Raw genomic sequence first — 22,444 nt, forward strand, 5'->3', positions numbered from 1 at the left:
CATGCACGCTTCTTTTAACACTCTGATTGAACAGTATCCCTTACCTATTGCCGCACAGCTGCGCTGCTGGGCGGCGCGTTATTCCACGCAAACAGCGCTCGTTGATGACGGGGGTGCGCTAACCTACAGCGAGCTTGATGTCCGGGTCGACCAGCTTGCCGCAGGGTTAGACTCGCTGGGGTTGCGTTCAGGGCAGCATGTGATTGTGCAGCTTCCAAACGGCAACGCCTTCGTGATCCTGTTGTTCGCCTTGTTAAGACTCGGCGCGATCCCCGTTCTGGCGATGCCCTCCCAGCGGGAGCTGGATATCGACGCGCTGATCGCGCTGGCGCAACCCGTCGCTTATATTATTCACGGGGAAAACCATGCAGGGCTGGCCCGCCAGATGATGCATAAACACGCCTGCTTGCGTCATGTTCTGACCATCGAACAATGCGCAGATGACGAGTTTACGCCGCTGTTCTCGCTGCGCGGCGAGCTTCAGGCGTGGCGGCAGCCCGAGGTTTCCGCCACCGCGCTGCTGCTGCTTTCAGGCGGCACCACCGGGACGCCAAAGCTTATTCCGCGACGGCACGCCGACTATAGTTATAACTTCAGCGCCTCTGCCGAACTGTGCGGCATCAACGCCCAAAGCGTATATCTCGCCGTCCTTCCCGTGGCGCATAATTTTCCGCTGGCCTGTCCCGGTATTCTGGGAACGCTTGCCTGCGGCGGGAAGGTGGTGCTGACCAACAGCGCCAGCTGCGATGAGGTGATGCCATTAATCGCCGAATGCCGCGCGACGCACGTCGCGCTGGTGCCGGCCCTGGCGCAGCTCTGGGCGCAGGCCAGAGAATGGGAAGAGAGCGATCTCTCTTCGCTGCGCGTCATTCAGGTGGGCGGCGCCCGCCTCGATCCGACGCTGGCAGAGCAGATCATCGCCACCTTTAACTGCACCCTGCAGCAGGTATTCGGCATGGCGGAGGGGCTGCTTTGCTTTACCCGTCTCAACGATCCGCTGGTCAGCGTTCTCCATAGCCAGGGGCGCCCGCTATCTCCCCTGGATGAAATTCGCGTCGTTGACGAAGAAGAGAACGACGTTGCGCCTGGCGAAACCGGACAGTTATTAACGCGCGGCCCTTACACGATTTCGGGCTATTATCGCGCTCCCGAGCACAATGCCCGGGCCTTTACCGCGCAAGGATTTTACCGTACGGGCGATAATGTCAGGCGCGATGAGGCGGGAAACCTGTACGTTGAGGGACGCATAAAAGAGCAGATCAACCGCGCCGGAGAGAAAATTGCCGCGGCGGAAGTGGAAGCGGCGCTGATGCGTCTGGAGGCGGTAAAGGATTGCGCCGTGGTTGCCGCGCCGGACACGCTGCTTGGCGAGCGAATTTGCGCGTTTATCATCGCGCAGCAGACGCCATTTGACTATCAACAGTTGCGTCACCAGCTAACCCAGCTGGGGCTCAGCGCGTGGAAAATTCCGGACCAAATTGAGTTTCTGACCCACTGGCCGCTCACCGCCGTCGGCAAGGTAGATAAAAAACGCCTGACGGCGCTCGCCACCGAGCGTTGTCGCCAGACGTCACAATAAGCGCAACCCTACCCGAAACAGGTGGAAATAAACCCGTTTCGGGTAGCAGCACAATTAGAAATAGTTATCATTTTCAATTCACCGTTGTGGCTATTTTTGGCGTTTCGCCGTTTTACAGGGACTCATAACAATGAAAATGACACGGTTTTACCCTCTGATTGTGGGAGGGTTTCTGCTCCCGGGCATGGCTCATGCCCAGACTGCACAGCAAGACGAAACCACGCTGGTGGTCACCGCCAGTAAACAGTCTTCCCGCTCGGCATCAGCCAATAACGTCTCTTCTACCGTTATCAGCGCGACGGAGTTAAGCGACGCAGGCGTTACCGCCAGCGACAAACTCCCCCGAGTGTTGCCCGGACTCAATATTGAAAATAGCGGCAATATGCTTTTTTCAACGATCTCGCTTCGCGGCATCTCTTCTGCCCAGGACTTCTATAACCCTGCCGTCACCCTGTATGTCGACGGGGTTCCCCAGCTATCTACTAACACCATCCAGGCGCTAACCGATGTGCAAAGCGTGGAGCTGCTGCGGGGTCCCCAGGGAACCTTGTATGGCAAAAGCGCTCAGGGCGGGATTATCAACATCGTCACGCAGCAGCCGGACAGCACCCCGCGCGGCTATATTGAAGGCGGCGTCAGCAGCCGCGACAGCTATCGTAGCAAGTTCAACCTGAGCGGCCCTCTTCAGGATGGTCTGCTCTATGGCAGCGTAACGCTGTTACGCCAGGTTGATGACGGCGAGATGATTAACCCTGCGACGGGAAGCGATGATTTAGGCGGCACCCGCGCCAGCATAGGGAATGTGAAACTGCGTCTGGCGCCGGACGACCAGCCCTGGGAAATGGGATTTGCCGCCTCGCGCGAATGTACTCGCGCGACACAGGATGCCTATGTGGCATGGAATGATATTAAGAGCCGTAAACTGTCGATCGACCCGGGGTCGCCGGACCCATATATGCGGCGCTGCAATGACAGCCAGACGCTCAGCGGGAAATACAGCACCGAGGACTGGGTTTTCAATCTGATCGGCGCCTGGCAGCAGCAGAATTATTCACGCACTTTTCCTTCCGGCTCGTTGATCGTCAATATGCCCCAACGCTGGAATCAGGATGTGCAGGAGCTACGCGCCGCGACTCTCGGCGAGACGCGGACCGTGGATATGGTGTTCGGATTGTACCGGCAGAATACCCGGGAGAAGCTAAATTCAGCCTACGATATGCCGACCATGCCCTATTTAAGCAGCACCGGCTACACCACCGCCGAAACGCTGGCCGCCTACAGCGATCTGACCTGGCATTTAACCGATCGTTTTGACATCGGCGGCGGCGCGCGTTTCTCACATGATAAAGCCAGCACGCAGTATCACGGCAGTATGCTCGGTAACCCCTTTGGCGATCGTGGTAAAAGCAGTGATGACCACGTGCTCGGACAGCTCTCCGCAGGCTATATGCTGACCGACGACTGGCGGGTGTATACCCGCGTAGCGCAGGGATATAAACCTTCCGGATATAATATCGTGCCTACCGCAGGCCTTGATGCCAGGCCGTTCAGCGCGGAAAAATCCATCAACTACGAAATTGGCACCCGCTACGAGACCGCCGACGTCACGCTGCAAGCCGCGACGTTTTATACCCACACCAAAGATATGCAGCTCTACTCTGGTCCGGTCGGGATGCAGACCTTAAGCAACGCGGGGAGAGCCGACGCCACCGGCGTTGAGCTTGAGGCAAAATGGCGGTTTGCGCCCGGCTGGTCATGGGACATCAATGGCAACATGATCCGTTCCGAATTCACCAATGACAGTGAGCTGTATCACGGCAACCGGGTGCCGTTTGTTCCGCGTTACGGCGCGGGGAGCAGCGTGAACGGCATGATTGATACCCGTTATGGGGCGCTGATGCCCCGACTGGCGGTGAATCTGGTAGGACCGCATTATTTCGATGGCGATAACCAGCTGCGGCAAGGGACTTACGCCACCCTCGACAGCAGCCTGGGCTGGCAGGCGACTGAACGGATGAATATTTCCGTCTATGTCGATAATCTGTTCGATCGCCGTTACCGTACCTACGGCTATATGAACGGCAGCAGCGCTGTCGCGCAGGTCAATATGGGCCGCACCGTGGGGATCAATACGCGCATTGATTTCTTCTGACAATCGATAGAGGGGGGCGATTAGCGCATCCCCTTCACCGCTGACTCACCGCTGGGTTTGACCGCCTCCGGTCGGGAGCATAAGCTGCAGAACAGGATAGCGTTCCAGCCAGCGTTTTTCCGCCACGCGCTGGCGGAAAATATTCAGCTTATCGCCCTCAAATTCCGGCGTTGGCCGCAGGCGACGTTCAAACAGATCGTCGAGTCCGTAAGGCGCAATGACCTCAATAAGGCCAGAGCGCCCTATTCTGACCGCGATGGCCGTCGCCGTCTCAGGCCAGTAGCTAAGCGCATTCTCCGTTGAATGATAAGGTTGATTACCGTTACGCTGGTGCATTCTGGCCTGATTCTTCACCGACCAGTTAAAGGCGGGCGACCGTTGGCAAAGCCCCGCTACCAGCGCGTTATCGTGGGCAGCACTGCAGCTTTTCGGATCGAACCAGACAACATCCACATCACCCCAAACCGGCCTTTGACCGTATCCGTGCAGATGATCCCAAACCGCATCTCTGACCAGGCCGGCACCGATCCAGCCATCGTTGAGTTCGAGCGCCTGAACGGCATAAAGCGCCTCCATTCTGAGCGGGTCGCTGAATAATAATCTCTGTAATTCGTCCTGATATTTCATTCTTCGCCTGGTGCCGTCTGATTGCCTGGCGACAAATCTGCCTGATGGCAGAGTGGTTATCAACCTTCCGATTATCTTGTATGATGGCGAACAATTATCGTCTCACTTTTAAAGGTGGCCAGGTGCTTGATCTAAAGCTAAGAGAAGTGAATAACAATCTGTCCGCCAAAGAGCGTCTTGTCGCCGACTATATTCTGGCGAATAAGCCGCTGCTAAAAAGCATGAGCATTCAGACCCTGGCCAAAGCGAATGATGTCAGCACCACAACCATCCTGCGTCTCTGCCACAAACTCGGCTATCAGGGTTTCAGCGATCTTAAAATTGATCTGATCACCTCTTCTGGTCATCCCCAGCACGACAAGGTTTTACAGGAGGATATCAATCTTGATGACTCTGTAGAGAGCGTCAATCATAAAATCCAGCTGATTGAAAAATCCTCCATTGATGAGACCCATGCCATCGTGAATATCGAACAGCTAGAGCTGGCGATAGCGCTGATCAGGAAGAGTAATAAGATCGTGATTTACGGTGCCGGCAGCAGCGGACTCGTCGGTAAAGAGCTGGAGTATCAGCTCATCAAAATAAAGAAAGACGTGAGCTGTCACGCGGATTACAGTATTCAGTACAGCATCGTCAATACGCTGGATGAGCATGACCTGGTGATTATTCTCTCCCATTCCGGCGAAAACCTGGAAAGCGTTAAGCTGCTGACCATGGCTCAGCAGCTGGGCGTTCCGTCAATTGCTATCACCAAAATGGGGCAAAGCCGCATCTCTGCTCTCGCTACCGTTCTGTTACACACCATCACCAGCGAAAGCGTATCTCGCCTGATCCCTATCCGTTCAAAAATGTCGCAGCTCTCGGTTATCAATATGCTGGTGACGAATCTCTTTATTCAGCAATACGACGATCGCCTGCTGAAACAAACCCAAAACCGCGCCCAGCGTTTCTACAATCAGAATCACAAATCCTGACGAATAACGCGCTCCAGCCTCCTGCCCTTGCCGTGCCTGCGGCGCCGTAAACCCAACACGGCGCTGAATAACTGAAGAGTGATCACCCTCGCAGAATGAATAAATGGGACTTCTGTCCTGTGTATTCCCTTACCTTAAAGTAATACTATTACTAACATCGAAACAATAAATAGTAACAATGTCACTCAACGTCAGCCCGGGAGAACGTATGCAAACTGAAATTCCTGTCATTCTGGTCAGCCACGGTCCTTTTGCCCAGGGGGCGCTTTCCTGTGCGGAAATGCTTATCGGTGAACAGCGCAACGTGTCGGTGATTTCGCTGCAGCCTGAGGCCAATATCAGCGATGTGCGCGCCACGCTGCTCGAGACCTATCTCTCGGTCAATAAGGGAAACGGCGTGGTGATACTGGTCGATATGATGGGCGGTTCGCCATGCAACCTGGCGAGCGAGCTCTTTTTGACCTATCCGGACATCCTGCTGTTCTGCGGGTTCAATATCCCGACGCTGCTGGAAGTGCTCAGCAATCGTGATTTACCGCGCGATGAGATTGCAACAATTATTGAAGACGTTTTCCCGGGTAGCTGTTTTAACGTCGGAAAAACGTTACACGCTGAATACACACAATCGACCGATCTGTAGGGGAAATAAATATGCCGATTAATCTCGCAAGAATTGATGACCGTCTGATTCACGGCCAGGTTATTACCACGTGGGTAAAAAACCACGATATCGAACAAGTGCTCATCATCAACGATAAAGTCGCTGGCGACAAAATCCAGCAATCGGTTTTAACCATGTCCGCGCCGCCCGAATTAAAGGTACAGGTATTCGGCGTGCAGAAATTTATCGAAATCCTGCAAAAAACGGAAATTAAAAGACGCACCATGCTGCTGTTCACTAACAGTATTGATGTAAACACGCTCGTTGAAAACGGGGTGAAAATCGACAAACTCAACGTCGGCGGCATGCGAATGCAGGAAGGCAGAAAGAGTCTTTCCCGCGCCGTCGCGGTAACGCCGGAAGAAGAACAAGCCTTTAAATCGCTCATAGCCAGGAATATACCGGTGGAAATACAGATGGTGCCCAAAGATCCGGTAGTTGATCTGCAAACGTTAATTTAACGCCAGCGCGTATGACGCCTTTTAAAACAGGGAATACTCTATGTTAATTGAAGCTTTTCTGGTCGCCATCTGGGCAGGGATCTGCTCACTGGACGACGTCGGGCCGCAGATGCTGCGTCGCCCGCTTCTGACGGGAACCGTTGCTGGAATTATTATGGGCGATACGGTTCAGGGGCTGGCGATCGCCGCCACGCTGGAGCTGATGTGGATGGGGATCGGCAACGTCGGGGCCTATTCCGCGCCCGACATTATTGCCGGATCAATCATCGGCGTCGCTCTGGGCATTTCCTCCAAAGGCGGTATCGCTGCGGGCATCGCCCTCGCCGTCCCGGTGTCGATACTCTGCCAGCAGCTTCTTATCATCTGGCGCTCTTTCGCCAGTTTCCTGAACGTATGGGCGGAGAAGTCCATTCAGGAGGGTGACTATGGTAAGCTGCTGAAAGTCCATTATTTCTCTACGCCGCTGTGGTTTCTGATCCGCGCCGTCCCCTGCTTCCTGGCCGTCTATTTTGGCGGGGAGCTGGTGGGTCGGATTCTGGCCGCCATCCCGGAAAGTATTCTGACCGGTATGGGCGTTGCCGCCAAAATGATCCCGGCTATCGGCGTCTGTATCCTCCTCTTAATGCTGCTGAAAGGCCGGATGTGGTTCTTCTTTCTGCTTGGCTTCATGCTCACCACCTATCTGAAGCTGCCGATCATTCCCATTACCTTTATCGCTCTGGCTTTTGCCGTGCTCTATGACATGGCCTACAGCAATGGTCAGAAGGCCGAGAGTTCACCTGCGGAAAAAGAGCAGCAGTCCACTACCGACACTGAAGAAGGATATGACTTATGAGCGATATCGCCTCTTATCGGGTGGCCGAAACCGCAACCCAGGACAAAAAACTGACTAAGCAGGATCTAAACCGTATTTTCTGGAATATCCAGTCAATGTCCTTTTCTTATAACTATGAGAAGTTACAAACCATCGGCTTTGCGCACTGCATGATCCCGGTGCTTGAGCGACTCTACGCTGATGCCGATAAAGCAACGCGCATTAAAGCCATGAAGCGCCACCTTGAGTTTTACAACTCACAGGTGAATACCGGCGCGCTGATCCTTGGCGTCACCGCCGCGCTGGAGGAAAAAACCTCGGAAGAAGAAAAAGAAGCCGTGGTGTCGGTAAAAGCCGGGCTGATGGGCCCCTTTGCCGGTCTCGGGGATAGCTTACTCAAATTTACCTGGCTGCCAATCTGCGGCAGTATCGGGGCGGCCTTTGCGCTTCAGGGCAATATTATTGGCCCTCTTCTGATGTTTATCCTGTTTAATATCGTTAACGTTGGCTCAAAATATTTCTTTATCCACTATGGCTATAACAAGGGCGTAGACTTAATCGAGCAGTCGAAAAACTCGAACATTATCCAGCGTATCTCCAACATCGCCAACGTGGTCGGCGTGATGGTGCTGGGGTCGTTAATAGCGACAACCGTGAAAATATCAACTCCGCTGGTTATTGCGGTTGGCGAGCAGTCGATAAAAGTGCAGGAGATGTTCGATAAAGTTATTCCTAACTTGCTGACCCTGCTATTTGCGCTGGGTATCTTTTTCCTCGTCAAAAAATTTAAGGGCAAACATACCGTCGCGCTCATCATCGGCATGATGTGCATCGGCGTCATTTGTTCGATGTTGGGAATTTTAAATTAAGGGAAGATGTATGAATGAAACACCGCAGTTTTCCGTTATTCGTCATAATCATACGCAGCTTGAAATTCATTTTTCCAAAGCATTAGATAACGCCACGCTATACTGGACGCGAGACCGCGATATTCACACCGCCGAGCGTAACTTGATTACCGATCGTATCTCAGGTCCGGTATATTTTGATGACCCTTTGCAGGCGCGGCAGCGTATCTATTTTATCGTGGAACATGCGCAAAGTTCATGGTTATTTGGCGAAAGAACCCTGCCGATTTCCGGTATAAATAATTTCAGGGATATCGGAGGGTATCGCGGTGCAGGCGGCAAAAGGGTTAAATGGGGCCTGCTCTATCGCTCCAACCATCTGTATAATTTGACGCCGCAGGCTCAGGCCTACCTGGAAGGCCTGGAGGTAAAAACCATTATCGATTACCGCAGCGCCAACGAAATCGCGAAAAGCCCCAACGGCTTTATCGGTGAAAATAAGACCTTCCACCTGGATGCCACGGCGCAAACCGCAGAGCTGGCGGCCCAGTTTGCCGCCGAACCCAGCAATGAGGATCGCGCGCTGATCGAGAGCGTTATACGCGATATACCGGCGGAACTGATTAACGGTCAGGGAGGCCAGGTCATTGAGCAGTACAGGCATTTTGTACTCAGCGACAAGTCAAAAAAAGCCTTTAAGGCGATGATTAACGTCCTGCTTGACCCGGGCAATGCGCCGAATATTCAGCATTGTCGTGGGGGCAAAGATCGCACCGGCTATGGCGCTTTATTGATACTCTCCATGCTTGGCGTTTCTGAACAGGATATTATCGCCGACTACATGCTGACCGGCGCAAACCGCCTGGCGCGAAATAATGTGAAGATGACCGCCTATCGACAAATTACCGATAATCAGGATGTACTCGATTACTTACTTACCCTGATCGATACCCGGGAGGCATTTATCGTTGAAACACTGAACACCATGAAGGCACTCTCCGGCAGCGTTAATGCTTATATTAAAAATGAGCTTGGCTTTACCGACGCTGACTTTATTAAAATGCAGGAAAACTATTTACAGTAGTCCCTCGCGCTAACTGGAAAAACTGGTAGAAATAAGCCTCCAGTTCAGGCTGGAGGCCTGGTTGTGTCTGTCAGTTAACCATCATGAACAGGACGCTGCCGCCGGGTCCACAATCGGTTTATTCACCATAAAGAAGTAAACCAGCGAAGCCATAAAAGCGATGACCGAAGAGGCCACCAGCGCCAGGGTAAATGAACCGGTATTATCCAGAATCATTCCGGTAATAATTGGCGCAAACGACCCTCCGATAAAACCGCCGAAGTTCTGAATGCCGCTCACCGAGGTTATCAGCCGTGACGGTACCGACACCAGGATCAGTCCCCATGCCGAGGTACCGGCAAAGTGAATGGAGAAGAGCGCCATACTAATGCAGGCGACCGCCATAAACGTACTGTCAGTATAAGCGGCGGGGAGCGTAAAGCCGGCAGCGCAAAGCAGGCCAAGGCAGATCATCCATTTACGGCTCTTCATTTTATCCGCGCCGCGCTTCATCACCCAGTCGGCTACGGCGCCGTTAACCAGCATACCGGCAGCGCCAAACAGGAACGGAATAGCCGCTACCCAACCGGTTTTTTCCAGGCTCAGGCCGCGGGACATTTCGAGATAAGAAGGCAGCCAGGTGAGGAATAACCAAACCATGTAGCCGACGCCGTTGAAACCGATGATCATTCCCCACATCGATTTTTGCTTAAACAGACCGGCCCAATCCCTCAGGGTCACCTTTTCCTTGCTGGAAGGAGGCGTCTCCTCTTCCAGGTGCGCGATGTCTTCTGCCGACAGGCCGGCATCTTCCCGGTTGCGATAGAACATAAACCAGAGGATAGAAAGAATAATACCGCTCACCCCGATGATGATGAACATCATGCGCCAGCCGAAAGCCAGCATCATGGCGATCAGCAGCGGAGGCGCCAGCGCCTGCGCCAGAGTTGATGACATATTCACAATCCCCATCGGCACGCCGCGCTGACGGATGTTATACCAGTCATTAACGACTTTTACGCCGGTAGGCAGGTGCGGCGACTCCCCTATGCCGAGAACGATACGGGCGACAATCATCTGGCTGAAGGAGCCGACAAACCCCAGCGCGGTCTGAGCTGCGGACCACAGGAAGATACCAAAGCCATACACCTTTTTAACGCCGAACCGTTCCATCACCATGCCAATCGGCAGTTGGCACAGCGCATAGCCAAAGGAGAATACCGAGAGCAACAATCCCATTTCCGTTGCCGTCAACCCCATCTCTTCACGGATAGTGGTATTGGCAATCGAAAGTGAGGTTCTGTCGAGGAAGTTAATAATACCCGCCACGAGCAAAAACAATAATGCCATAATTTGCAAACGCTTCAGGCGAGAGCTTGCTTGACTGGACATATATTATCCTTTTGTAATGTAAACCACGGCAGCATTCTGCACGGCGCAGAATAATGCCGTCACAGGGACCCGGATATATTCCCGGAGGAAAGATAAATGTTAAATACTAAATAAGTTTAATCTTTAATTTCAAAAATAATTTCAATTTCAACGGGCGTATTAAAAGGCAGCGTGTTGGTACCAATTGCTGAACGCGCATGTTTACCCGCTTCACCAAATATTGCGATCAGTAAATCCGAAGCGCTATTCATCACCAACGGCTGGTCTTTGAAAACGTCTGCACTCTGCACGAAACCGAGCATTTTAACGCAGCCAGCCACGCGATTGAGATCGCCCAGGTAGCTTTTCAGGGACGAGAGAATATTGATGATGCACTGGCGCGCGGCAGCCTGCCCCTGCTCTATCGTGAGTTCCCTGCCGAGGGTTCCTTGATAAAGTAATTCCCCGTTGACCCGGCAGTCATTACCTGACGTATACAATAAATTTCCCGTCTGCTTAATGGGCACATAAGAAAATTTAGGCGGTACAGGCGCGCTGAGCACTATACCCAATTCGGTTAATCGCTGTTCAATATTCATGGTAATTCCCTGATATTTATTTGAGTAAAGATAATGCCAGTGCGGTATATATTTGCGCGGCCTGATGCAGCTCTTCGATTTTGACATATTCATCTTTGACGTGCGCCTGAGCTAAATCACCGGGGCCGAGAATGATGGTCGGGATCTGGCAGCCTACGGAGAAGAACGGCGCTTCACAGGTGGCGTCGAAAATCGTTTTTTTGGCCGCGCCGGTGAGCGTTTCTACCGTCTGAAAAGCGGCTTCCACCAGCGGATGCGTCTCTGCAATAGACGAGGCCGGAATATACAGATAGTTTTCGAGGTCGTAGTCGTGCTGCGGTTTTAGTCCTGAGTCGCTAAGCGATCTTTGCAGGCTTTCGTTAATTTCATTACGTCTTTCTTCCGGCAGCACCCTGCGGTCGATTTCAATAACGCACGATTGCGGGACAATATTCGGCGCGCTGCCGCCGGTAATGGTGGTCACCAGCATAGAGGCGTTGCCCAGTAAATCGTGATGCTTTTGCTTCACCCGCTGACACTCTGCCAGCACCCCCGGCAGGAGCCGCGCCATTTTGTCGATGGCACTGTCCGGATTGCGCGTCTTTGCCGCATGACCGGCGGTGCCGTGCGTGGTCAAGCGGGTTCGGCTCACCCCTTTATGCGCCACGCAGATCTCCAGCGAGGTCGGCTCGCCGATAATGGCGTAATCTGCCTCGACGCCCTGCGCCACAAAATGTTCCATCCCCAGGTTGACGCGCTCTTCATCAACGTTGAACAGTAAAACAATTTCACCGTTGAACGCATACTGCCGTCGCTGAATCAGGATCGCCGCGTACATCATTGCCGCAACGCCGGATTTCATATCTGCCGCCCCGCGGCCAATAATGCGGTCACCATCAATGACGGCGGCAAAGGGTTCCACCGACCACCCTGCGCCGCATGGCACCACGTCAGAGTGTCCGTTGAGGATCAGCCGCTTGCCTGGCCGCTGCCCTTTGAGTCGGGCAATCACGTTCGGCCGCTCTTCTACCGCCTCCTGTACTTCAACGTCAATGCCTTCGCCGCGTAATACATCAGCAATGAACAGCGCGACCGCTTTTTCATTGCCCGGCGGGTTTTCCGACGGGTGCTGTATCAGGCTGCACAGGAGCGTAGTCAACTCCTGCCGTTCATCGGCAGTTAATTCAATATCGGTCATAATAATATTCTCAGTTAATTAATAACTTTTGCCGCGGGCGTCGATAGTTATCGTTTCGCTCAATATTCCGTTACGGAAAGCATATATTTCATCGACAAGATTTGCGACCACGCAGCAGTGGTTGGGAATAATATGCAGCCGATCGCCAATAGCGAGCGATACTTTTTCCGGGTCATAGCGCAGATAGCCGTGTTCTTCATTAAGCTTGACCAGCGCGACGTCCGGATGTTCCTGAATCAATCCGTAAGAACCGGGCGTCGCGGAAAGATCGGAGGTCAGCGATTTTGTACCGGCATCCAGCGTGGCGTAGCCCGGCAGCGGGATACTGACAACCGTCGCACAAATGGTCAACGCGCAGTCGGCAGCCGTGTAAATCCCGCCGTTAATCGCGTTCATATCGCCAAAAATAAAATTTCCGGCGCGGGATTCGGTTATTCCGCTGAGCTCATCGGCATAAAAAGAAGAGAGCGTTGAGCCGCCGGATAAAACGTCAATATGAAAACCATGCGCATTAAGAAGATCCCGACTGGTCATCAGCAGAGCGGCTTCTTCGCGCGCCGCGCGACGGATATCCTGCTCATTGTGGTATTGATAAATAGTCCCGGCATAGGTAAATACCCCGCGCACCCTTAACCCCGGAAGCGCCGCCACCTCACGGGCGAACGTCAGCAATTGATCCGGCTGTACTCCTTCGCGGTGGGCACCGAAATCAATGGCAATATCGATGTCAAACGTCAGGCCATGCCTCAGCGCAGCGCGTGAGAGCCCCTGTGCGCCCGCCAGGCTGTCGACAATGGTTCGCATGGTAATCTTGCGCGCCAGTTCAGCATAGCGCTCACATTTGTCATCACCAATCAGCGGATAGGCCAGCAGAATTGAGGTAATTCCACCCGCAGCCATCACTTCCGCTTCAGATAGCTTAGCGCAGGTAATTCCACTCGCCCCCAGCGCCTGCTCGAGCTGAGCCAGGCGTACAGATTTATGGGTTTTAATATGCGGCCAGTGTTGAATATTATGACGAGCCAGTCCGGAGGTCATGGCGATAATATTCCTCTGCATAATATCCATATCCAGCGCAACATAAGGTGTGGTTAACATTTTTCCTCCTGACGGCTAGCCGTCACTTGTTGGGTTTTCCCCTCTGACCTCTCCCAGGTAGGCATAGAGGGTATATTTCGAAATGTTCAGAAATTCGCAGATTTTTTCTCCGGACTTTTTAATAAGGAAAACGCCCTTTTCATCGAAAAATTTAATCGCGTTGAGTTTATCCTGCTTAGACATATTGGCGACGGGGACATCAATAATTCCCATACACTCGGCAATCAGGTAATCAAGTAGTTCATTGACGTCTTTAACAAATACCTCATTAACGTCCTCTTTTTTAGCGGTGCTGCTATCCGAATGACCGGCCAGTTTACTGAGCGTTTTTTCCGCCTGTAAAATATCGCTAATGTCGAGGTTGATACAAAGTGCGCCTATAACCTGTTTATTGCTGTTACGTATGTAAATGGAGGTGGAGCGTAGCGTTTTACCCTCACGGGTGCGCGTAACGTAGTTATGCCTGTCGCCGTTGACATCCGTTCCCCGCAGCACTTCCAGCCCCAGGTTGCTGCTGGGATCGCCCACTTTCCGGCCGGTGACATGGCCATTAATAATCGCGATAATACTGCTTTCCAGCCCCTGGGAGTGGTCGTGCAGGACCACTTCACAGTTGTCACCGAACTGATTTGATATCCCTTCCATTATCGGAATAAAGACGTCTAAATTCTGCTGTATGTTTTCCATGTCGACCTGAATTTATGTTAGACAACCAAACTTTTTGTTATGTATACCTGCATCAGCAGAAATTCAGCAATATGAATCTGAACAAAAAGTGATCGGCAACACACTTATTTCTGACTTTTTGTTTGGAGATGGGTCTGAATCATACTTTTTGTTTGGTGGTCAGGAAGGTAACGGATCGTGCGGGTCAGGAGCCCTGCGGCTCCTGTGCTATTTTTCGTAAGTCAGGATAACCGGCAGTAAAGGGCATGCCTGTTCGTGCAAAAAAATCTGGCCTGAATATAAACAACTCGCTATTCTGAAATGCTTTGTATTTTTTGTGAACAGGAAAAAGTATGCTAAGTACGTTACCCGATTTACACAGAAGTTTTGCAGAGCAACTCAAGCTTAAGTTTCAGTCTGACTCGCGGATTCACTCCCTTCTCGCTGGCGGCTCGATTATTCATGGCGGATTTGATCAATACTCCGATCTCGATTTTATCGTTGTCGTAGACCCTGGCTATTATGACGAAGTCATGGCGCAGCGTAGGGAGCTCGCCGGAACATTAGGCCATCTGTTACATGCTTTCACCGGGGAACATGTCGGAGAACCCCGCCTGCTTATATGCCTGTATGGACCTGAACTCCTCCATGTCGATCTAAAATTTGTCACCCTGGAAATGCTCACTCAACGCGTTGAGGAGCCAGCAGTATTATTTACTCGTGATAACACGGCTCTGGAGCGACAACGGGTAAAATCCAGCGCTCACTGGCCCAACATGACGCCGGAGTGGTTTGAGTCGCGAGCCTGGATCTGGCTTCACTATGCAGTGGTTAAGCTGGGAAGAGGAGAACTGTTCGAAGCGATAGGTATGCTGGCATTCTTTCGAGAGCAGGTTCTGGGACCTATGCTGTATCGTCGGGCAAATCTACCGCAACGTGGGGTTCGCCGCATTGAATTCCACAGCATTGATCCTGACGGCCTGCTGACCTCCACGCTGGCAACGCACGATCGTGACTCCGTCAGCGTTGCCATCAGAATGGCTGTTGAAGCTTATATCAATCTGCGAGCTGATGCTCTGCCTGAAAATATCGCAGACGACGCGACACGTTGGGCGGTCCTTGCCATGCTGAAAAAGGTTTCTGACCAGGGTTAAATTTATCCTTCCGGTCGCTTACACGGCCGGAGTAAAGGTATCCTGCACAATTTTGCCGGCTTCCCCGCTTACATCCCTGGCGGGTTGAGCAGGTGCAGGAGAGAAACTCCGGTGTGCCGGTTTGAGAGGACTCATCATTAAATAGCCTCCTGATTTGCTAAGAGCCTTAGTGACAGGCTCTTAGAGGCAATTTTGCTGATTAATGCTTTACTCGCTTTATGGGTCAGGGATGGGAAGAGCACTGCCATAGCAATTGCTTACAGAGAAGAAATCCATCCAAAGTAATTGTACAAAAATTCCATAAATTGAAATTTCATGCGTTTACGCGTTATGGCTAACTTGCTAGTTTCCAGCGTAGAGTATGACTTCGCCCCTTCCCGGTTTTGATGCTTACTACGGCCCCCGCCATCTCCATTTGGCATAATAAATAGCGCATACTATAAATGCTAATATCCATTTCGTTTGCAATCTCACGCGTCGTTAGCCAGACATCGCCCTCAGACTCGCTTATATGCAAACGGCGCATCATCAGACGTTTCATACTTTGCAATACGCGGTGTTTATCGTCGTTACCTTCGACTGGGTTAGCGATTTTTTTAGTTTGCCATATAACCCCTTCCTCATTAAGCTTCTGTTCGTATTGATTGACAATATCAGAATACTTTTCAGAGACGAATCTGGACCCCAGCCACAGTGCGAAGTCACTATATTTATTTATATTAAGCTTACGCATAATTGAACGACGATAGCTGCTGAGTGCTTTAATTGTACAACCCATTTTTTGTGATATGGCGTAATGCCCTAACCCCTGACTTAAATAACCCAGCATCAATTTTTCTCGCCATGCCAGCTGGTAGGGCCCCGGGCAATTGGCGCAATTTGGTTTACGTAAATCCGGAGGGCCGCACATTAAATCGGCGAAAAATAAATTAAATAACTTTCTACGAATAGTAGCAACTGAGTTTCTCATAGTGATAACGGCGCTGACGACCGGACAAACAATATTACGGTCATAGTGCTCACTGTGAGGATATACGCTCAACCATTTTTTACCCAACATCATAAATTTATACTCATTTTTCATACGAAAATCGTCACATCCCACCCAGTCGAATACTTTCTCTCCTGGTGAATGTATTTGTACTATCAGATCGGCCGCCATAGGTTCGTTAACCTTTGAAATGATGATTTTGCCGTGGTATTCCTCTTCAAAAAGTTCTTTCAAAAGGAATATAATCCCCAGAGAAAAATAATTATCCGTAGTTGCAATATGCACAGGTAAATATGTTTTTTCGACAAAAGATACCATTTCGAACCTCCTTTGACATTCATTTAAAACATTCCATTAACACATACCCAACCTTATATAATTATACAGTTGAATGAGAAAAAACACTCTACAGTAGGTTGGCAATATATTAAAAGAAGCGTAAATTATTAATTTCCAAACTTACATTGGCTGTTGTTTTTGTACGCGAATATACCAGTGCTCTACATAGGAACCATATTCACTTGGATCACCATATTCATTGACTTTGACTGCTAATTCAGCTTCGCCATTCAAGCGCGTGTTTTCAACAACGACCTGCAACCAATTCGGCAGATTGGTTAATTTTTCTTGTAGTATCAGACCTGAAATATCAGAGTCCGCAATCAATGTTCCGTCAGTGAAGCGACGTGTAAATGAAATAGTTAATTCATCTTCCGACTCATTATCCGGTAATAACGCTTCACCGCTATGGAGAACCCTGAACCAGGCTTCCTTATCGGCGACCAGCGTACCATCCTGCTTAATAAAGTTCTGCAACCACTCGCTATCGCGCGCCTCCTTATCCTTAAGTTTTTTTTGAATAGCGTTAGCAACACGCTGATTAGCCCTGTTTAGGTGTTGCTCGAAGGCCGCCTGAGACAGGCGGCGCTCACCGCGTAATGTTTCCGTTATTCCAGCCAGAAATACGGTCCGGTCAACCGTTACGCCTTGCTCACTTCGTTGTTCAAGCAGCGTAATAATGTCAATACCCATTGCCATGCCGGCCGCAAAATCCTCCAATTCAGGTTCACTTGTAGGCAGCGGAGGATATTTAGCATCCTTCAGGTTTTTTTGCATTTTCTGAGTTAACACCTGCCACTGTGCGTTTCTTTCTTCCAGTTGAGCAACTCGCTTAATCAGAGAAAGGCGCTCTTTCTCAGCGCTCCTCAATCCAGCAATCTCACTTTCATTGCGCGCTAGCTTTTCGCTAATGCGTTTAACTTTATCCTTCTGCGCCAGGTATAATTCCTTTATTTCCTTCTCTGATGGCGTGAAGGAAATATGTTGTATCAACGATTTCAACCACCTGCCTAAAGTACGTTCATCGGGGAATTTAACCAAACTCTCTGTTTCTATTTCCCTCGCCCCGATTACGTCTTTTTTACGGTCTTTCGGCTGAACTACAGGCGTATTTTTAACTTTCTCTTCAACCGCCCTGTTGTTAGCCGGAACCGTTTTGGCTTTAACCGGAACGGATAATCTGGGATTAGGCTTATCTTTAACAGGCCTAACCCGCTGCATTTCTGGCTTTGGATGCGATACAGGACGTTTCTCTCCCTGTGTCTGCGGTTGCGCGAGGGATTTATTTTCTCCCTCACGCTGTGTCCAGTCCCGGGCATAATTCAAAACATCAGTCTGAGCGCAAGGAACCATCGCGATACCAAGAATGAAGACTGTCGCTTTCCCTGCCCGATGACTCATTCGACCTTATCTCCTGTTGGTTTGTCTGCCAGACTATTAAGCATTTCCCCACGGATCTCTGAACATAGTTTTACCGCCTGGAACTTATACAAAGCATCAATGGCATTACGCGTTTCTGGATTTACAGCGTTGCGAACGGTGGTATATCCTGACGCGCCATGCATAACTCGCTCAAAGCGATCCTTTAATTCGGAATACCTGAGTTGATTAACCGAACCCAACGCACTTAGCTCTTTTTCGCACTGCACCATATCAACCTCACCCTCTGAATTTGTCGGCGGCGAAACTGCCTCTCCTGACGAGGTGACCAGCGACGGTGTTTTTTTAGGGACACAGCCGGTTATAAAAAAACCGGCAATGATAACTGCAATGAAACCTGATTTAATCATTATATTATTAACTCCAGAATTATCCCCGCCGCCGCACTCATTATCAGAGCAGTAAAAACCTTCTACTAAATGCGACGATGATGAATATACTATTCTATTGACCCAGAAATAAATTAGCGGGCATTGTTATATCTTATAAATAATTTACAGCCAATATCCCGGTACCACTAATTGATCCCGTACTGGTAGGCGTTCCACTGAGAGTCACCGTAATATTTAACGTATTTGTTGTACCCGTTGATACCCTATTGGTTTGTAGTGCCTGATTATTAGCACTTACCGTAGCGGTGATGCCTCGACCTAAATCAAGACTATTTCTTCCGGCGGTAGAGACATTACTCAGATATAAATTATAAGTCACACCGGCATCGCTACAGGCCATCACCGCGCTTTTCGTCATCGACTGCCCCGAGACTGAGGCTGGCGCCATATCACCAAAAGCAAAAGTCAACGCGCTGGTGCTCATGCCACACCATTCCGGATCGGGCTGTGGGTCCACAGTCCCCGGGAATCCTGGCTGACAAGGTTCCGCTAATCCAGGAGCAAAAACAGTATAGAAATCACCGGTGCTCGGGTTTATTGCCCCAAAAATCAGGCATGGCGGTGCGTGAGCAGGGTACGAAGAGGGCAACGCCACGCTTGCGGTACCGGAGAAACCATATTTCTGAAAGAATCGAGCGGCCATTGTCTGATGCGTACAATAAAACGGATTATCAGTACAGTAATCCGTTGTAGTTCCACCAGAAACTGTACGCACAGGATCGGTATTGCTGACAGTTAAAATAGGAGTCATGGTTCCCCCGCCGAACCAGTGACCGTTCATCGATGTCGACCAGCCATAAATCATATATAGCCCCCAGGTAGCAGCCCGGGTGCTCTCTATTGAAGCGTAAGTCTGCGCACTTAAATCACTAGCCCAGTTAACCGATACCGAACCACCGTTTGCCTGGAGCGATTGTACCGTCGGGCATCCTCCCCCCTGATTGCCAAAGGCATTACAATCCGCCGCCGAAGCAGATTCAGACCATAGCAGAGCATTGCCGAGGATGATCCCCGCCGCCAGTATTAATCTTTTTAACTTTCTCTTTTCCATAAGCACCCTACCGCGTTAAATAGTATTCCGACCACGGGACTCCGTTACAAATATTCCGCCTTCAAGGTCACCGTCGCCTCGAACGGCCCTTCAGCCAACTCAATATTCGGCCTTTGCACCAACAATGCTTCGATTTTTGGTATCGCCGAAAGGCTGATTTCTATCGGCAAATCAAACTGAAAAGGTTGGCCGTCACGTAGGATCTTCACGCCAAGATTGCCAATATTGCCCATCGATGTCGCAACCGTCGCGCGATCGGTCGTATCAAATGTCGCCAGAGTTCCCCGTACGCTAAGCATCAGTTTCCAGTCTTTCCCAGCGGTGCTGTCACAGACCAGGTTGTACGGTACATCCTTACGATAAACGCCATCACTGACCTTCTTGATCGACAGACGATCGCCAAAAGGTACATGAATGGTTTTATCGTTGTCGATCGAGCACGGCGGCGGATTAACCAGCGTTCCTTTAAAAATGATGTCTGCCTCGTTGACCGCCATCGCCGGGCTGACGCCAACCAACAGGATTTCCAGTAAAAGTGCGGCTGTCATTAGCTGACGCATTAGATAATCCTCATTGATAACTAAACACCATGGTCGCCGAACCATTAAACGCCCCGTTTGGCAGCGTCGCGCTGGTCTGCTTCACCGGTACCGCATAGAGCGCCGGTGGGCTATTGGCAGCATAGGTAAAATTCAGCGTCCCAGAATTGGGGACGATAACGGCTTTACCAGCGCCATAGACCTGTATACCGAGGCCGGTCACATCGGTCATATACAGCTGGCTGTCAAATGACGCTCCGGTGCCTTTGATATTGATTTTTAGCGTGTTACGAATTAAATTTGCGCAGCTCAACGTATAGACAATCGGCGTTTCATAGTTCGATCCGTCGATACGCGTCGTCAGCACTTCACCGAAATCCACCACAATCTGCTGATTGTTATTAATCACACAATCTGGCTCGACAATGTTGCCGGTGATAGTCAACGTAGTTGTCCCACCGTCAGATGCCAGGCTATATGGTGATGAGGCAATCAGGCAGCATAAAGCCGCAAGGCGCCCTAATTTCCCAATTTTCACGTTTGGCCTCCGGTCAGCTTTCAGGCGTGATAACCGGCAGCGCCTTACAGACGGAACCGGTACACTGGAATGGCAGCAAACGTAAGCTACCGTAATCATTAACAAAAACCAGAACTGGCATTGCGCCCAGGTCAGATGCGCCTACGTTCAGCGTCGCCTGGGCCTTTGGCGCCACCATTACCGGTTCAAAGCCTTCCTTGCCCTTCCCCTTCACGGCGCTGCGGCCTTCGACAAACGTCAGGTGGTACGGCGTCGGGTTATTCAGCGTATAGTTGTTGCCATTTTTGGCCAGCGTCACGTTCTGAATGCCGGGAAAGGATTCGGATTTCGCATCGACCTTTATAGAAGCCGGACGCCAGAAAATTTTCAGCCGGGTCTGCAGCGCCAGCGTTAAGACATTTGGCTTATCGCTGCGCGGTGGAATTTCGCGTAAGTTGAACCAGAACACGCTCTCCCTGTCTTTCGGCAGCTTGCTGACATCCGGTAGCACCTGAACGCGCACCGCGCTTTTGGCTCCGGCTTCGATACGCTGCACCGGCGGCAGAACCATTAATGGGCTCGTCACTTTAGTTTCTGCTTCATCCTCTATCCAGGTCTGCGCCAGATAGGGTTCCTGAGTATTACGATTCGTCACGCTCATGCTGACGCTTTTGTCACCTTCATTAACGATCACTCGTGAACGGCTAACCGTTAACGCCGCCTCTGCGGGTAACAAACAACTCGCCGATAACACTGCAACCGTGGCAAAAACGAGTGTTTTCTTCATAACGAGTTACCTCTAGTCGTACTCCAGCAAAAATGTTGTCACGCATTCAAAATCGCCTTCACGCACCCGGCTATGAACCGGCGCGGAGACAAAAGCCTGAAAATTTAAATTGGTGTCACCCGCAGTCAAAGCGGTCGGCCGCATTTTGGTGTTAGGTAACACCGGGGTACCATCCGCATCTTCAATGGCGATGGCGATCCCAGCGGCTGTGCCGGTAACCGCGAAAAGTCCGGGCTGATCGACATCCTCCGCGCCCATGAAAGTGACCTCTACTGTGCTTCCCAGCGACAGGTCACAGTTGATGAGCATGATGGAGAAACGCTCGCGTTCACTCAGGTGATATTTAATAAACGTCTTTGACGGTATGTTGCGGAAATCCACAATCTGATCTTCTGAATCAACGTGCAGTTCACACGGATCGGCCACCAGGTTACCGGTGAAGAAGACGTCCGTATCAGCATGCGTGGCCGGAATACTGACCAGCAGCAGCATGGGAAAGCCCACCAGACTTAGCGCTCGCGCTATGTGACTTTTCATTATTCGTACTCCAGGCCGACATTCACTACGCTGCGCCATTCGTTGGCCATCAGCGACGCAGGGAGACGCCACAGCTGCGCCTGAAAAACCAGATCGTTGCGCCCGGGAGTCAGAATCTGCGGCCGACCAGACATACCAGGGCGCAGAAGCTCGCCCCGCTGGTCGCTCAATCGCAGCGCTACCCCTTTCACGCCGCCTTGCACCCGGAAGAACCGGCTATCCGTAGGTTCGACTTCTCCATAAATCGTCATTCTTACGGCGGACTGCCCGTTTAGCAGTAGCGAACCCCGCATTAACTGACGGTCACGCATAAACTGATACTCTCCGGGGCAACGATCTAATTTGATATATATGGCGACTGGCATGGTGACCGAACCGGGACGATCCAGTCCCCAGGCAACGGTACTGCCCAAATCGATCTCTTGCTCCGCCGATTCAGGCAACAATACACACGGAGACGCAACCAGCGTGCCCGTGGCGCGAATACCGCCGTTGAGGCCGTCGGTATCCCAATTTGCGGCACTAGCCACAGAAACGACTCCGGCTGTTAACAGCCACAGAATCAAGGTGGTACGACCGAATCCATGTTTCATCAGGCATCTCCTGT

General features: G+C 51.2%; 24 protein-coding genes. 9 read left to right on the forward strand and 15 right to left on the reverse strand.

Annotated features, from left to right (window positions below; genetic code table 11):
- Window position 1 precedes the first annotated feature (1 nt).
- On the forward strand, window positions 2-1,579 hold the full coding sequence (locus ACSIPU_RS01670) for a (2,3-dihydroxybenzoyl)adenylate synthase (RefSeq protein WP_023320963.1): 1,578 nt from the start codon (window positions 2-4) through the stop codon (window positions 1,577-1,579).
- Window positions 1,580-1,709: 130 nt separating this feature from the next.
- On the forward strand, window positions 1,710-3,731 hold the full coding sequence (locus ACSIPU_RS01675; RefSeq protein ID WP_023320964.1) for a TonB-dependent receptor: 2,022 nt from the start codon (window positions 1,710-1,712) through the stop codon (window positions 3,729-3,731).
- Between the two features lie 45 nt (window positions 3,732-3,776).
- Here the strand turns inward: ACSIPU_RS01675 and ACSIPU_RS01680 are convergent, their stop codons facing one another.
- A complete protein-coding gene (locus ACSIPU_RS01680; RefSeq protein WP_023320965.1) occupies window positions 3,777-4,358 on the reverse strand; it encodes a nucleotidyltransferase family protein in 582 nt (193 codons plus the stop codon).
- 122 nt (window positions 4,359-4,480) lie between these two features.
- Here ACSIPU_RS01680 and ACSIPU_RS01685 point away from each other — a divergent pair, with 122 nt between their 5' ends.
- The 6 genes from ACSIPU_RS01685 (at window position 4,481) to ACSIPU_RS01710 (ending at window position 9,200) form a co-directional block, all read left to right on the forward strand.
- On the forward strand, window positions 4,481-5,332 hold the full coding sequence (locus tag ACSIPU_RS01685) for a MurR/RpiR family transcriptional regulator (RefSeq protein ID WP_032704848.1): 852 nt from the start codon (window positions 4,481-4,483) through the stop codon (window positions 5,330-5,332).
- Between the two features lie 208 nt (window positions 5,333-5,540).
- Window positions 5,541-5,972, forward strand: coding sequence for a PTS sugar transporter subunit IIA (locus ACSIPU_RS01690; protein WP_004102113.1), 432 nt, complete (start codon window positions 5,541-5,543; stop codon window positions 5,970-5,972).
- An 11-nt stretch (window positions 5,973-5,983) separates the two neighbouring features.
- Complete coding sequence (locus tag ACSIPU_RS01695) at window positions 5,984-6,454, forward strand: PTS system mannose/fructose/N-acetylgalactosamine-transporter subunit IIB (RefSeq protein WP_004102114.1); 471 nt, start codon at window positions 5,984-5,986, stop codon at window positions 6,452-6,454.
- 40 nt (window positions 6,455-6,494) lie between these two features.
- Complete coding sequence (locus tag ACSIPU_RS01700) at window positions 6,495-7,289, forward strand: PTS mannose/fructose/sorbose/N-acetylgalactosamine transporter subunit IIC (RefSeq protein ID WP_004102115.1); 795 nt, start codon at window positions 6,495-6,497, stop codon at window positions 7,287-7,289.
- Window positions 7,286-8,137, forward strand: a complete 852-nt coding sequence (locus ACSIPU_RS01705; RefSeq protein ID WP_004113118.1) for a PTS system mannose/fructose/sorbose family transporter subunit IID — start codon at window positions 7,286-7,288, stop codon at window positions 8,135-8,137. The genes ACSIPU_RS01700 and ACSIPU_RS01705 overlap by 4 nt, the downstream gene beginning before the upstream one ends.
- 10 nt (window positions 8,138-8,147) lie before the next feature.
- On the forward strand, window positions 8,148-9,200 hold the full coding sequence (locus ACSIPU_RS01710; RefSeq protein ID WP_016808948.1) for a tyrosine-protein phosphatase: 1,053 nt from the start codon (window positions 8,148-8,150) through the stop codon (window positions 9,198-9,200).
- An 81-nt stretch (window positions 9,201-9,281) separates the two neighbouring features.
- Here the strand turns inward: ACSIPU_RS01710 and ACSIPU_RS01715 are convergent, their stop codons facing one another.
- The 5 genes from ACSIPU_RS01715 to ACSIPU_RS01735 form a co-directional block, all read right to left on the reverse strand.
- Window positions 9,282-10,571, reverse strand: a complete 1,290-nt coding sequence (locus tag ACSIPU_RS01715; protein ID WP_016808947.1) for an MFS transporter — start codon at window positions 10,569-10,571, stop codon at window positions 9,282-9,284.
- A gap of 116 nt (window positions 10,572-10,687) precedes the next feature.
- On the reverse strand, window positions 10,688-11,149 hold the full coding sequence (locus ACSIPU_RS01720; protein WP_004102119.1) for a RidA family protein: 462 nt from the start codon (window positions 11,147-11,149) through the stop codon (window positions 10,688-10,690).
- 16 nt (window positions 11,150-11,165) lie between these two features.
- Window positions 11,166-12,326: a M20 family metallopeptidase gene (locus tag ACSIPU_RS01725; protein ID WP_032728268.1), complete on the reverse strand. Its 1,161-nt coding sequence runs from the start codon at window positions 12,324-12,326 to the stop codon at window positions 11,166-11,168.
- Window positions 12,327-12,344: 18 nt separating this feature from the next.
- Window positions 12,345-13,424, reverse strand: coding sequence for an alanine racemase (locus ACSIPU_RS01730; protein WP_004102121.1), 1,080 nt, complete (start codon window positions 13,422-13,424; stop codon window positions 12,345-12,347).
- 15 nt (window positions 13,425-13,439) lie between these two features.
- Window positions 13,440-14,111, reverse strand: a complete 672-nt coding sequence (locus ACSIPU_RS01735) for a helix-turn-helix transcriptional regulator (protein ID WP_196557570.1) — start codon at window positions 14,109-14,111, stop codon at window positions 13,440-13,442.
- A 332-nt stretch (window positions 14,112-14,443) separates the two neighbouring features.
- Here ACSIPU_RS01735 and ACSIPU_RS01740 point away from each other — a divergent pair, with 332 nt between their 5' ends.
- The gene (locus ACSIPU_RS01740; protein WP_053064892.1) at window positions 14,444-15,244 is read left to right on the forward strand and encodes a hypothetical protein; all 801 of its coding nucleotides are present in this window, start codon (window positions 14,444-14,446) and stop codon (window positions 15,242-15,244) included.
- A 334-nt stretch (window positions 15,245-15,578) separates the two neighbouring features.
- Here ACSIPU_RS01740 and ACSIPU_RS01745 read toward each other — a convergent pair whose 3' ends face one another.
- From ACSIPU_RS01745 to ACSIPU_RS01785, 9 genes are all read right to left on the reverse strand, one after another.
- Window positions 15,579-16,553 (reverse strand): LuxR C-terminal-related transcriptional regulator, encoded by a 975-nt coding sequence (locus tag ACSIPU_RS01745; RefSeq protein WP_049591951.1) that lies wholly within the window; start codon window positions 16,551-16,553, stop codon window positions 15,579-15,581.
- A 141-nt stretch (window positions 16,554-16,694) separates the two neighbouring features.
- Window positions 16,695-17,975, reverse strand: a complete 1,281-nt coding sequence (locus ACSIPU_RS01750) for an FKBP-type peptidyl-prolyl cis-trans isomerase N-terminal domain-containing protein (RefSeq protein WP_196557567.1) — start codon at window positions 17,973-17,975, stop codon at window positions 16,695-16,697.
- The gene (locus tag ACSIPU_RS01755) at window positions 17,972-18,364 is read right to left on the reverse strand and encodes a hypothetical protein (RefSeq protein ID WP_154022993.1); all 393 of its coding nucleotides are present in this window, start codon (window positions 18,362-18,364) and stop codon (window positions 17,972-17,974) included. Before ACSIPU_RS01755 ends, ACSIPU_RS01750 begins: the two co-directional genes overlap by 4 nt.
- 133 nt (window positions 18,365-18,497) lie before the next feature.
- Entirely contained in the window at window positions 18,498-19,457 is a 960-nt protein-coding gene (locus tag ACSIPU_RS01760; RefSeq protein ID WP_135800159.1) for a hypothetical protein, read from the reverse strand.
- A 44-nt stretch (window positions 19,458-19,501) separates the two neighbouring features.
- Window positions 19,502-20,017: a fimbrial protein gene (locus ACSIPU_RS01765; protein ID WP_049591948.1), complete on the reverse strand. Its 516-nt coding sequence runs from the start codon at window positions 20,015-20,017 to the stop codon at window positions 19,502-19,504.
- A gap of 10 nt (window positions 20,018-20,027) precedes the next feature.
- On the reverse strand, window positions 20,028-20,534 hold the full coding sequence (locus tag ACSIPU_RS01770) for a fimbrial protein (RefSeq protein ID WP_023320975.1): 507 nt from the start codon (window positions 20,532-20,534) through the stop codon (window positions 20,028-20,030).
- Between the two features lie 13 nt (window positions 20,535-20,547).
- A complete protein-coding gene (locus ACSIPU_RS01775; RefSeq protein ID WP_196557565.1) occupies window positions 20,548-21,300 on the reverse strand; it encodes a fimbria/pilus periplasmic chaperone in 753 nt (250 codons plus the stop codon).
- A gap of 12 nt (window positions 21,301-21,312) precedes the next feature.
- A complete protein-coding gene (locus ACSIPU_RS01780; protein ID WP_023320977.1) occupies window positions 21,313-21,837 on the reverse strand; it encodes a fimbrial protein in 525 nt (174 codons plus the stop codon).
- Window positions 21,837-22,430: a fimbrial protein gene (locus ACSIPU_RS01785; protein WP_023320978.1), complete on the reverse strand. Its 594-nt coding sequence runs from the start codon at window positions 22,428-22,430 to the stop codon at window positions 21,837-21,839. Before ACSIPU_RS01785 ends, ACSIPU_RS01780 begins: the two co-directional genes overlap by 1 nt.
- Between the last annotated feature and the right edge of the window lie 14 nt (window positions 22,431-22,444).

This window comes from Klebsiella sp. HN106 (genome assembly GCF_051209435.1).
Taxonomy (GTDB): Bacteria; Pseudomonadota; Gammaproteobacteria; order Enterobacterales; family Enterobacteriaceae; genus Klebsiella; species Klebsiella oxytoca.